This is a genomic window from Catonella sp. (assembly GCF_057250765.1).
The window spans coordinates 88,029-100,531 of record NZ_DBHIEC010000010.1 but is presented as its reverse complement, the minus strand read 5'-3'; the positions used below and the strand labels follow the sequence as shown (position 1 = coordinate 100,531).

Here is a 12,503-nt window from a genome sequence, read left to right as displayed (position 1 = left end):
AGACTATATATTTGCCCTCAAATCAGGGAATCTTTATGCTGAAGGAAGACCTGAAGATGTAATAAGTGAGAAACTTATAAAGGATGTATACAGGCTTGACAGTAAGGTTATTACAGATCCTACTTCAGATGCACCTATGGTCATTCCTATGGGAAAATACAGTAGAGAGTTTGAGGCGGATTTATAATGTTAGATTAGCTTAAGTAATTTGCCTTGTTTTTATCACGAAAATGGTTTATTATGATACAAGTGTCAAATACTCGTGACACCCACATCTTATTATGAAAGATAAATAATATCAGAATTTGAATGGAGGTGTAATATGAAACTAGCAGAGGCATTACAGGAAAGAGCTGATTTAGTAAACAACATAGAAAGACTCAGGTCGAGGATAAGAAATAATGCACTCGTACAGGAGGGTGAAGAGCCTGCTGAGAATCCTAAGGAACTTATAAAGGAATTAGATGGCTGTATAGAAAGATTTGGTTTTCTTGCAAGCAAGATAAATAAGACCAACAATGAGACAAAGATTGGTGATATGACTATTACAGAAGTAATTGCCAAGAAAGATGCCCTCATTCTTAAGGCGGGAGCATATAGGGATTTTGTCTATGAGGCAAGCAGTATGGCAGGAAGGGCAAGAGGAACTGAGATTAAGGTTCTTCCTACTCTCAAGGTAACTGACCTTCAGAAAACAGTCGATAAGCTCTCCAAAGAGATTAGACTGCTTGACAACAGCCTTCAGGCAACAAACTGGAGTACAGACCTTATTGAAGACTAGTACGGGATTTTAATTTACTTAGTTGGTAGCAAATTAGGGCGAATGTAAACTTTCCGAGCTTTGCTCATTCATAGATGGCTGGCTTAAGGTAAGCCGGGGTTCGAATCCCCACCTTATTGTTATGACCATTATCGAGTACAAGCGTATCAATTATCATTGTTTAAGAGATAACACCATACATTGACTAAGCTGCGAGGGTGGGTTCGGGGACTAAGAAAAAGAACAATTAAAAAAAGCGTAGAATAATAATTTATATAACCACCTTTATCCTTAGCTCCTCACTCTCTGTCACCTCAGCAGTTATCTTACCCTTGTGAGCATTAACGATGGCCTTTGCCATGGAAAGCCCTATGCCATGTCCTCCTGTTTCAGAGTTTCTGGAATTATCGACTCTGTAGAACCTGTCGAAAAGATGCTCTGCGTTTTCTTTAGATAGACCTTTGGCTGAATTAACAGCATCTATTGTAATATGTCCGTTTTTCTTATTTATGTCAAGAACTATATTTCCATCCCCGGTAGAGTATTTGATAGCATTATCAAGGAGGATGGTAAGCAACTCCCTTATACTTTCTGCATCACCTTTTAAGGTGAGATTCGGTTTAATATTTGCTTCCAGTTTCTTGTTGTTTATTGTAGCAAGTCCGCTAAAAGAAGTGACAGTCTCTTTAGCCAGGTCAGACACTGAGAAATCAATAAATTTTAAGCCATCCTTCCCCTCGTCAAGTTTTGATAAATGTATAAGGTCGTTAGTCAGCTTTGCAAGCCTTCTTACCTGAGTCTTGATGTCATCTAACCATTCATTTTCACCCTCATTTATCTCCATAACTCCTATGTCAGCCTCTATGATGGCAAGAGGAGTCTTTATTTCGTGACCTGCATCAGATATGAATCTTTTTTGCCTTTCATAGCTTTTTGAGACAGGAGCGATTATTCTCTTTGAAAATGCCAAAACTATGATAAATACAGTAATCCAGCCGATAAAGGATGCAGATAGACTTACAAGAAGGAAATAATTTGCACTGGAAAGTCCATTATATACATCAAGACACATGACCGCACTATAGCCATTTAGGCTTATCTTTCCATACCTAAAATTCCTGTAAAATCCCCTATCAGAACTCCCGTTATATATTTGTTTTGCAATTTTAACACTGTCTTCATCAGAAATGGCAAATATATGCTTGGTGTCACTTGATACAGCATTTCCATCGCTATCAAAGCTAACAACGAAATATCTGCTCTCAAACTTAACCTCAGGAGATATACCATCGTCAAAATGCCTGAAATCATCCCAGTTATCATTCCAGTCACGATCTGGTGGAGCAGGTCTGGTCTCTTCAGTATTATAATTATTGGTAAGATAATTTATGGTATTGTCGGCATTGTCAATTACCTTTTTGAAGTTGATAAAGTTAATTCCCCCTACAATAAGCCCCAGTATAAGCAGGGTTACAGCCATTGAAACTGCTATCAGCTTGAACCTGAGTCTTGAAATTGCATTGTTTTTTTTCATTAGTGCAGAAAATCCTTTCTATTTTGACATAATCAGAGAGTAGCCAAGGTTTCTGGTCACCTTGATTTCGATATCAGCCCCAAGTGAAGCCAGTTTCTTTCTCAGATAAGAAATGTTTACCCAGACAACGCTGATGTCGGCTTCAGTATCAAAGCCCCAGATTTTCTCCATGAATTTCTCAGCAGAAATGAGGTTTTTAGGATAACTCATCATAAGCTCCATCATCTGAAATTCCTTGTTGGATAACTTAAATTCACCTGTCTTAGTGGATAGCACAAAGCTTGCACGGTTAAGGGAAACGTTGCCAAACTCAAGTATAGAGTCACCTTCAGCCATACGGCTCCTTGTCATAGCTCTGATTCTTGCAAGAAGCTCCTTTGGCTCAAAAGGCTTGGTCAGATAATCATTTGCACCCAAATCAAGTCCCTCCACCTTATCATCCACCTCGGATTTGGCGGTGAGTAAGAGTACAGGGATGAGGTTTCCTTTATTTCTTAGTTCCTTAAGTACGGTAAAGCCGTCTTTCTTAGGCATCATCACGTCTAAAATCACTCCGTCATAGGTGTCCACGTCAAGGTAATCAAGAGCTTCCTCACCATCAAATACAGCATCTACACTATATTTACTTGCCTCAAGTATGGCTTTTACAGCCTTTGAAAGCGATTTTTCATCCTCTGCAAGTAATAGCCTCATATTTTATCTCCTTTAGGGGTTTTTACTTATTCTAACATAAGATAAAAAGATATAAGTGTCAAGAGAATTAAATATAAGACAAATTTCAATTGCCAAAAATAAAAAATTATTTATTTAAGTTTCGTTTAAGTTTCACCTTTTATAATGACCTTAACATAAATGAACAGCAAAGAAAGGAGAAAGCCTATGAAATTTTTAGTTATACCTGCCTTTGAACCTGATGAAAAACTAATCAAGCTACTTGAAGAAGTAAGTGCCTTGAATCTATTTCAGATTATAGTTGTAGATGATGGTTCAGGAGATAAATTTAATAATATATTTGCAGAAGCAGAAAGATACGCCATAGTACTTGCACATGGTGTCAATAAAGGAAAGGGAGCGGCGCTTAAAACAGCCTTTACTTATATAAAGGGGCTTAACGTGAATGGAATAATAGTTACAGCTGATTCGGATGGACAGCACACAGTAAGCGACATAATCAAGGTTTCTGACAGTCTTAGGATAGATGAAGCAGCGATAACTACAGGAGCAAGATATTTTACAGGAAAAGTTCCTCTTAAGTCAAAGGTAGGAAATACCATAACAAAATACATTTATTTTCTCGTATCCGGACTTTTCCTAAATGATACCCAGTGTGGTCTTAGAGCCTTTAGTGTAAGCAGCATACCATTTCTACTCTCAATAAACGGAGACAGATACGAATATGAAATGAATATGCTCTTACTTGCTAAGAAAAACGGACTTAGCATAAAGGAAGTCCCAATCGAAACCGTTTACATAGATGACAATAGTGGCAGCCATTTTAGTCCTGTTAAGGATGCTGTAAAGATATACGGAGAAATACTTAGATTCACACTTTCATCTTTAGTCGCCTTCCTTACCGACTACGCGGCATACGGACTCTTAAGTATATTGTTTGCGGCTCTGCCAACATCCATAATGCTTGTACTTTCCAATGTGGGAGCAAGGCTAATAAGCAGTACCTTGAATTTTAACATAAATAAGAAGTTTGTATTTAAGCACAGTGAAAAAGGAAAGGGAAGCCTCATAAGATACTTTAGCCTTGCAGCAGGTATACTTGGATTAAATACCATTATACTTTTAGGACTAAATACCTTGTCAGGAGGCAACATTTATTTACTCAAGCTAATTGCAGAACTTGCTTGCTTTGCCATTAGTTTTACAGCACAAAAGCTCTTTGTATTTAAGATGAAAAACGAAAAAGAGAAAAAAAGTATAGCTAGATTATCAATACTAAAAAAGGAGGAAGAACCATGCGTAATAAGAAATTTCTAAAAAAACCACTGGCCCTTAGTATAGCTGCAGGACTTCTCATTGCCTCGCTTGACAGCTATGTACTGCTAAAGACCTTTGTAATACCGGAGGTACAGGCTGTAGTTGTAAAAAACACGGACACCACCATAGCACAGGCTGCTGAAAATATAGCTGCTACAGATGAGGCGGCGGGTGGCGCAGATAATACAGCCACTGATAATATGACTGCAAACGGGACAAACAATGCTGTAGCTGATGGTACTGATACAACCACAGGCACTAACACAGAGAACCAGACAGTGGCAGATAAGGCTTCTGAGAGTACGACAGCTACCAGTAATACAGAGGCTGCAACCCAAAAGACTGTGACAGATACCTCTTACAAGGACGGAAATGTAGATATAACAATAACAACAGTCAGAAAGAACAATACCACTGTATATGTGGCTGATGTCAAACTCTCAAACTCAAATTACTTAAAGACAGCCCTTGCCTATGACTCATTCGGCACAAATGTAACCGAAACCACATCATCTATGGCTTCAAACAACAATGCTATCTTAGCTGTAAACGGCGATTATTACGGAGCAGACAGAAGCGGATATGTTATTAAAAACGGTGTAATTTACAGAAATACGGTAAGAAGCGACAGCAATTATCCTGATTTGGCAGTATATAAGGATGGCTCGTTTAAGATAATTTATGAAACTGATGTGACTGCAGAGCAGCTCATAGCTGACGGAGTAGTAAACCTCTTTGCATTTGGACCTTCGCTTATAGAAAATGGTAGTATAACTGTAGACCAGAATACAGAGGTAAGACAGGCTATGACAAAGAATCCTCGTACAGCAATCGGCATAGTTGATTCTAACCACTACATCTTAGTAGTATCTGACGGAAGAACAAGCGAGAGTGAGGGACTTTCTCTCTACGAACTTGCGGAAGTTTTGCAGGAGTACGGTGCAACTACAGCTTACAACCTTGATGGTGGCGGTTCATCTACTATGTACTTCAATGGCAACATTATAAATAATCCTACAACCAACGGACATAATATATCAGAAAGAGAGGTGAGCGACATTGTTTACATTGGATATTAAAAACAAAAAAGCTACTAAAAATCTCATTATTTGTGGCGCACTTAGTCTCTTCCTTGTAGTATTTGCATATGTTTATGAAATGTTTTCTTACGGGCAGTACTCGGTGCATATGAGACTGATGTTTATCTTCCCACTTATTGCAGGAGTATTCATTTTGTTTAAGAATTCACTAAACAAGTATTTTCTTAACACAGCACTTGCAGTATTGGCGAATGGTTTCCTTGTGAAGGGAATCATCGAAATATCGGGAAGAACATCATCTTTTGACCATTTATACTTAATTTCAGCTTGTCTGCTTTTGTTTGCAGCCTTTGTATTTAAGAGAAAAAGAATTGAAGATAGTGAGTAATGCTTAAAGGAGTCGGTATACTGCCGGCTCCTTTGTAAGCTAAAGAGGGAAGTATCACTCTATAAGATAAACCTAGCAAACAGGTAGGCATATAGTTAAAACTTATAACAATACATAAAATCAAACGATTTTTCAAATGAGATATTTAGTGGTATTATAACTTCATCAAAAGAACAGACACCAATCGGATATTGCTAATGCTTTAAGCGGAGATGTCCGGTAGAGAGGTTATCATTGATTAAGAAAAGGAGATTAACATTATGAGCAAATACAAATTTGAGACCTTACAGTTACACGTTGGACAGGAGCAGGCTGACCCTACTACAGATGCAAGAGCGGTACCTATTTATCAGACTACTTCTTATGTATTTCATAACAGCAAACACGCGGCTGATAGATTTGGCTTAGCAGATCCGGGTAACATCTATGGAAGACTTACCAATTCCACCCAGGATGTACTTGAGAAGAGAATAGCTGCTCTTGAAGGTGGAAGTGCTGCTCTGGCACTGGCATCAGGTTCATCTGCAATTACTTATACTATCGAGGCTTTAGCTGCAAATGGTGGACATATAGTTGCACAGAAGACAATCTACGGAGGAAGCTACAATCTTCTTGCACATACACTTCCTCAGTTTGGAATAGAGACAACCTTTGTAGACATACACAATCTTGATGAGGTTGAGGCTGCAATTAAAGATAATACCAGAGGTATTTTCATAGAAACACTTGGCAATCCAAACAGTGATATTCCTGATATTGATGCAGTTTCTAAGCTTGCTCATAAACATGGACTTCCTGTAGTAGTTGACAATACCTTCGGAACCCCTTATTTAATCAGACCTTTTGAGCATGGTGCAGACATAGTAGTACACTCAGCTACAAAGTTCATAGGAGGACATGGAACTACTTTGGGCGGTGTAGTTGTTGAATCAGGTAAGTTTGACTGGAAGGCTAGCGGAAAGTATGGCAATATTGCAGAGCCAAACCCTAGCTACCACGGCATTTCCTTCTATGATGCTGTTGGTCCTGCTGCCTTTGTTACCTATATACGAGCAATTCTTTTAAGAGATACAGGAGCTGCAATATCTCCATTTAATGCCTTCCTTCTCTTACAGGGAGTGGAGACTCTCTCTTTACGACTTGACAGACATGTTGAGAATACCAAGAAGGTCGTAGACTTCCTTAAGAATCATCCTAAGGTTCAAAAGGTTAACCACCCATCACTCCCTGAACATCCTGACCACGAGCTTTATAAGAAGTATTTTCCAAATGGAGGTGCTTCCATATTTACTATTGAGATTAAAGGAGGAAAGGAAGAGGCTTGGAAGTTCATAGATAACCTTAAGATATTCTCCCTCCTTGCCAATGTTGCGGATGTGAAATCTCTGGTTATCCACCCTGCAACCACAACTCATTCACAGCTTAATGAGAAGGAGCTTGCTGAGCAGAATATCAAGCAAAATACAATTAGGCTTTCAATAGGAACTGAGCATATAGATGATATAATTGCGGACCTTGAAGGTGGATTTGCAGCTATATAAATAAAGTGAGATATACAGCGTTTTACAGCAATGTAAGGCGCTTTTTCTTTTTTTAAAAATCTTTTTATTTTTTTCTAAACTTTAAGGTTCAGTTTAGGTTCGTAGTTTATTATGTACTCATAAAATAAATCACATAAAAAAACGAAAGAGAAAATAATACAAAATGAAAGGAGGAAAACTTGTGGGACAGGGAACATTTCAAAGGTTTGAAATAAAGTTCTTATTAAATAAAAAACAAAAAGAAGCCGTACTTGAAGCAATGAAGCCTTATATGAAGGCAGACAGTTACGGCAACAGTACAATAAGAAATATCTACTTTGACAAACCTGATTTTTTACTCATAAGACATTCTCTTGATAAACCGATTTATAAAGAAAAGCTTAGGGTAAGAAGTTATAAAAAGGTAAATGAAGAGGATAAGGTATTCATAGAACTAAAAAAGAAATTCGATGGAATAGTTTACAAAAGGAGGATTGAAGCTAAAGAAAAAGAAGCAATGGATTACCTTTGTAAGGGAAAGAAGCTTGAGAAAGAAAGCCAGATAGGAAAAGAAATAGATTATTTCTTAGACTTCTATGGTGATATAGAGCCAAAAGTATTCCTAAGTTATGACAGACAGGCGTTCTTCGATAAAGGCAATCCTGACTTTCGAATGACATTCGATGAAAACATTCTTTGGAGGGAGGACAACTTAAGTCTAACTAGTGAGGTATACGGAAAACCAATACTTGAGGACGGGGAAGCCTTACTTGAAGTAAAATCAGAAGATACTTTCCCATTGTGGTTAGTAGAAGTTCTTAGCAAATACGGCATTTATAAAGTTTCATTTTCAAAGTACGGCAATGCCTATACAGAGATATTGAAGAACAGAAGATGGATGTTTGCAAGGGAGGTAGAATTTAACAACGAAGAAGATATGAAAGAGAGGTTGGAGTATGGATATGTTTAATAGTTTATTTAGCAGTGGAACTACCACAGCAGTTTCACCTATATCAGTTTTTATTTGTATAGGAGCAGCACTGGCGATAGGAATTTTCCTAGCCCTGGTCTACACCTATAAGAGTAGATATTCTCAGAGCTTTGTGATTACACTTGCAATGCTTCCTGCAGTAGTAAGTATGGTAATACTTTTGGTAAACGGTAATGTTGGTGCCGGAGTTGCAGTAGCAGGAACGTTCGGACTTGTAAGATTCCGTTCGGTACCTGGTACGGCGAAGGAAATAGGAGCAATCTTTCTTTCAATGGCTACAGGACTTGCAGTAGGTATGGGATTTGTAGGATATGCGGCAGCATTTGCACTGATAATGGGAGTAGTAACTCTCATTTACACAAAACTGGGATATACAATTTTTTCAGGTTCTAAGTTACAGAAGAGTCTTACAATTACAATACCTGAAAATCTTGATTACACAGATGTATTTACAGAAACACTTAATAAATATACCAAGAGCTCAAACTTACTTGGTGTAAAGACAACAAATATGGGTAGCTTATTCAAGCTTAGCTATGATGTTACCCTGAATAAGGAGGGAATAGAAAAAGAATTTATTGATGAACTTAGATGTAAAAACGGTAACTTGGAAATTCGCTTAAACCGTCCTGGAATGGGTGGAGAAGAACTTTAATTAACAAGAAAAATAATAATAAACAGCTTATAAGAAAGGAAACTAAAATTATGAAAAAGAAGATAATGATGATAGCTTTAACAGGTGGGCTTTTACTTAGTGTAACAGCTTGTAACGGAGTAGGTGCTGCCAATAGTGGCACCGCTAAACAAACAGTAGTATCTACTACTTCAAGTACGACAAGTAACTCTTCTTCAACAGGAAGCTCTATAGCAAGTAGCGGTACAAGTTCTGCATCTTCAACAACATCTTCCTCCTCTACTGCTACCGAGGCAGGTACAGTGAAGGCAGATATGTTTACAGATCGTGACAAAGATGCGTCTTACGATGAGTCAAGTGCTACCAAGGTTAATCTTAGTGAAATAAAGGATTCAACCTATACTATAACCAAGGAAGGTGTTTACATCCTTTCAGGAACCTATAAAGGACAGATAATTGTTAATGTGGCGGATACTGCTAAGGTTCAACTTGTACTTGATGGTGTGACAATTACCAATGAAAGCAGTGCTGCTATATATGTAAAAGAGGCAGACAAGGTTTTCGTAACACTAAAGGATGGTACTACAAGTACACTTACAACTTCAGGGGCCTTTATATCAACGGATGACAACAATGTAGACGGTGTAATCTTCTCAAAAGGTGACCTTACCGTAAACGGCAGTGGTTCTCTTAAGATAAGCTCTACTGCTCACGGAATAGTGGGCAAGGATGATGTTGTAGTTACAGGTGGAAACATTGATATTACTTCTACAAAGAAGGGTATCAGCGGAAAGGACAGTGTAAGGATAGCTGATGGTACTATCAATATTACAACAGGAACTGATGGTATCCACTCTGAAAACAGTGATGACACAACTAAGGGCTTCGTGTACATTGAAGGTGGCACTATTACAATAAATGCAGCTGATGATGGTATTCACGCTGGAACTACCCTTGATATAGTTGGTGGTAAGATTGACATAACCAATAGTAATGAAGGTCTTGAAGGTAAAGATGTAAATATCTCAGGCGGTGAAATAAATGTAGTGTCAAGTGATGATGGTATCAATGCAACAGCTTCTTCTGTAACAGGACAGAAGGAAAATATGCAGGCAGAAGATGCAAGTATCAATATCTCCGGTGGTAAGATAACAGTAAACGCAGAAGGAGACGGTATTGATTCTAACGGTGACCTCACAGTAAGCGGTGGTGAGACCTATGTAAGTGGTCCAACCAGGGGTGGAAACGGAGGTATCGATTATAACGGTACAGGTACAATCACAGGCGGTACTTTCATAGTAACAGAGATTCAGAGTATGACTGAGAATTTCGGTTCTTCATCAACTCAGGGTGTTGTACAGTTAAGTGTATCCAATCAGGCAGCAGGAACTACAGTCAGCATCAAAGATTCAAAGGGCAATGTACTGGCAAGCTACACACCAGCCAAAGAGTATAACAGTGTTATCATCAGTACAAAAGGCATGACACAGGGTGAGACCTATACAGTGACAGCAGGAACTACAACACAGCAGGTGACTCTTAGCCAGCTCGTAAGTGGCTCAGGCGGAATGGGTGGCATGCAGGGAGGTCCGGGAGGTAACGGAGGTCCCGGTGGAAACGGAGGTGGTCCCAGGGGAGGCTTCGGGAACGGAATGAATGGAGGCCCTGGTGGTAATGGCAACTTCGGAGGCCCAAATGGTAACGGAGGTCCAGGTGGCAATGGCAACTTCGGAGGACCAAATGGTAATGGAGGCCCAGGTGGCAATGGAAACTTTGGAGGACCAAATGGTAACGGAGGTCCGGGTGGTAATGGAAACTTCGGAGGCCCAAATGGTAATGGAGGTCCTCAGGGAAGACCGGAAGGAGCACCACCAAGCAGAGGTCAGAAGAACTGGGCTAATGGCGGTGGCACCACCAAGAATGGAATGAAAGGAGGGCAGAGAAAATCATCCGGAACAAACGGAAGTACCAATAAAGGCGGAAGCTCAAGCCAAAATGGTAAGAGAAGTACAGGTACTTCAAAAACAATCTAATCAAAATCAATTGCTTAATTAGTTTCAAAGAGACTGCGAGGGTTAAGGCTCTCGCAGTCTTTTTTTTAGTTGCATTTAAGCCCCAAAACTACACTAAAGAAAATGAACAGATTTCCCTAGCTATCTCTTTTATTTTTATAGTAAATATGGTATGATATGTGTGCTTATCTGAGTAAAAAGGAGTAACACAAATGGTTTTTTCCAGTATTTTATTTATTACAAGGTTCCTGCCACTAGTACTAGCTATTTACTTCATAGTGCCAAAGCGTATAAGGAATCTTGTTTTGTTTTTGTCAAGCATACTTTTTTATGCTTGGGGAGAACCTGTATACATATTACTTATGTGCTTTACCATAACTGTAGACTATGTATTTGGAATTATTATAGATAAACAGATATCTGCAGGTAAGAAAAACAATGCGAAGGTATCGCTTGCGGCGGCAGTAGCTATCAATCTCTTGCTGCTTGGCTACTTTAAGTACGCAAACTTTACCATAGATACCATCAATTCGCTTACAGGTGCCGGGATAGCTGCTATTAAGCTGGCTCTGCCAATAGGTATATCATTTTATACATTTCAGAGTCTATCTTATGTAATTGATGTTTACAGGGGAGATACTAAGGTACAGAAAAACATCCTTGACTTTGGAACCTATGTAACCCTTTTTCCACAGCTGATTGCAGGACCTATCGTAAGGTACCGTACAGTAGCGGAGGAAATGCAGGGAAGGGTAGAAAATAGAGCCGATTTTGCGAAGGGTATCAGCCGATTCATCTATGGTCTTGGCAAAAAAGTTCTACTTGCCAACAACGCAGGACTTCTTTGGGACAGTGTAAATGCCCTTACTGCTTCAGAGATGTCTGTGGGTAGTTTTTGGCTTGGAATCCTTGCATACACCTTCCAGATTTATTTTGATTTCTCAGGTTATTCGGATATGGCTATAGGTATGGGACTTATGTTTGGCTTTCATTTTGATGAAAACTTCAACTATCCTTATATGGCTAAGTCAATCACAGAGTTTTGGAGAAGGTGGCATATTTCGCTGTCTACCTGGTTTAAGGAATATGTGTATATTCCACTTGGAGGTAATAGGGCCGGTATTGCTAAGCAGATAAGAAATATAGTTATAGTATGGATGCTTACAGGCTTTTGGCATGGTGCGAGCTGGAACTTTGTTGCCTGGGGACTGTATTATGGAGTCATCCTGATTTTTGAAAAGGTTTTTCTTTTGAAAATAATAGAGAAGATGCCTAAGGTTGTCAGACATCTGTATACAATGTTTTTGGTTATCATTGGATGGGTACTCTTTTCCTTTGATTCATTTAAGAAGGGTGCAGAGTTTATAGCAGGAATGTTTGGACTAGGCGGTTATTCTGTTATAAATAAAGAATTTATCTATCTTTTACTTAATAACCTTGTACTTTTAATAATACTTGTAGTTGCAAGTACCGATGTGCCTAAGAGATGGATGGAAAAACTGGCAGCCAAGGACAAACCGGTATTTAAGGTGACTGGTATAATTATACTTGAAGTGATTTTAGGAATATGTGTAGCTTATTTGGTGGCATCAACCTACAATCCATTCCTGTATTTTAGGTTCTAATGGGAGATAT

11 protein-coding genes and 1 pseudogene are annotated in these 12,503 nt (G+C 38.8%); 10 read left to right on the top strand and 2 right to left on the bottom strand.

What is annotated here, in order from left to right:
- Window positions 1-187 (top strand): annotated as a pseudogene (locus ACO6HM_RS07035) (ABC transporter ATP-binding protein); the annotation flags it as partial.
- 135 nt (window positions 188-322) lie between these two features.
- Window positions 323-781 carry a DIP1984 family protein gene (locus ACO6HM_RS07030; RefSeq protein WP_485390382.1) on the top strand — a complete coding sequence of 153 codons (459 nt, stop codon included), beginning with the start codon at window positions 323-325 and terminating at the stop codon, window positions 779-781.
- Between the two features lie 250 nt (window positions 782-1,031).
- Here the strand turns inward: ACO6HM_RS07030 and ACO6HM_RS07025 are convergent, their stop codons facing one another.
- Entirely contained in the window at window positions 1,032-2,294 is a 1,263-nt protein-coding gene (locus ACO6HM_RS07025) for a sensor histidine kinase (protein WP_485390381.1), read from the bottom strand.
- Between the two features lie 18 nt (window positions 2,295-2,312).
- Window positions 2,313-2,987: a response regulator transcription factor gene (locus ACO6HM_RS07020; RefSeq protein ID WP_485390380.1), complete on the bottom strand. Its 675-nt coding sequence runs from the start codon at window positions 2,985-2,987 to the stop codon at window positions 2,313-2,315.
- A 186-nt stretch (window positions 2,988-3,173) separates the two neighbouring features.
- Between ACO6HM_RS07020 and ACO6HM_RS07015 the strand changes: the two genes are divergently transcribed.
- The 8 genes from ACO6HM_RS07015 to ACO6HM_RS06980 all read left to right on the top strand — a co-directional run bounded on the left by ACO6HM_RS07015 (window position 3,174) and on the right by ACO6HM_RS06980 (window position 12,493).
- A complete protein-coding gene (locus ACO6HM_RS07015; RefSeq protein WP_485390379.1) occupies window positions 3,174-4,283 on the top strand; it encodes a glycosyltransferase in 1,110 nt (369 codons plus the stop codon).
- Window positions 4,262-5,362, top strand: coding sequence for a phosphodiester glycosidase family protein (locus tag ACO6HM_RS07010; protein WP_485390378.1), 1,101 nt, complete (start codon window positions 4,262-4,264; stop codon window positions 5,360-5,362). Before ACO6HM_RS07015 ends, ACO6HM_RS07010 begins: the two co-directional genes overlap by 22 nt.
- The gene (locus tag ACO6HM_RS07005) at window positions 5,343-5,711 is read left to right on the top strand and encodes a hypothetical protein (protein WP_485390377.1); all 369 of its coding nucleotides are present in this window, start codon (window positions 5,343-5,345) and stop codon (window positions 5,709-5,711) included. Before ACO6HM_RS07010 ends, ACO6HM_RS07005 begins: the two co-directional genes overlap by 20 nt.
- A gap of 260 nt (window positions 5,712-5,971) precedes the next feature.
- Entirely contained in the window at window positions 5,972-7,252 is a 1,281-nt protein-coding gene (locus ACO6HM_RS07000; protein WP_485390376.1) for an O-acetylhomoserine aminocarboxypropyltransferase/cysteine synthase family protein, read from the top strand.
- Window positions 7,253-7,433: 181 nt separating this feature from the next.
- Entirely contained in the window at window positions 7,434-8,201 is a 768-nt protein-coding gene (locus ACO6HM_RS06995; RefSeq protein ID WP_485390375.1) for a VTC domain-containing protein, read from the top strand.
- Complete coding sequence (locus tag ACO6HM_RS06990; protein WP_485390374.1) at window positions 8,194-8,877, top strand: DUF4956 domain-containing protein; 684 nt, start codon at window positions 8,194-8,196, stop codon at window positions 8,875-8,877. The genes ACO6HM_RS06995 and ACO6HM_RS06990 overlap by 8 nt, the downstream gene beginning before the upstream one ends.
- A gap of 50 nt (window positions 8,878-8,927) precedes the next feature.
- Window positions 8,928-10,889, top strand: coding sequence for a carbohydrate-binding domain-containing protein (locus ACO6HM_RS06985; RefSeq protein WP_485390373.1), 1,962 nt, complete (start codon window positions 8,928-8,930; stop codon window positions 10,887-10,889).
- Between the two features lie 191 nt (window positions 10,890-11,080).
- Window positions 11,081-12,493, top strand: coding sequence for an MBOAT family O-acyltransferase (locus ACO6HM_RS06980; RefSeq protein ID WP_485390372.1), 1,413 nt, complete (start codon window positions 11,081-11,083; stop codon window positions 12,491-12,493).
- Window positions 12,494-12,503 lie beyond the last annotated feature (10 nt).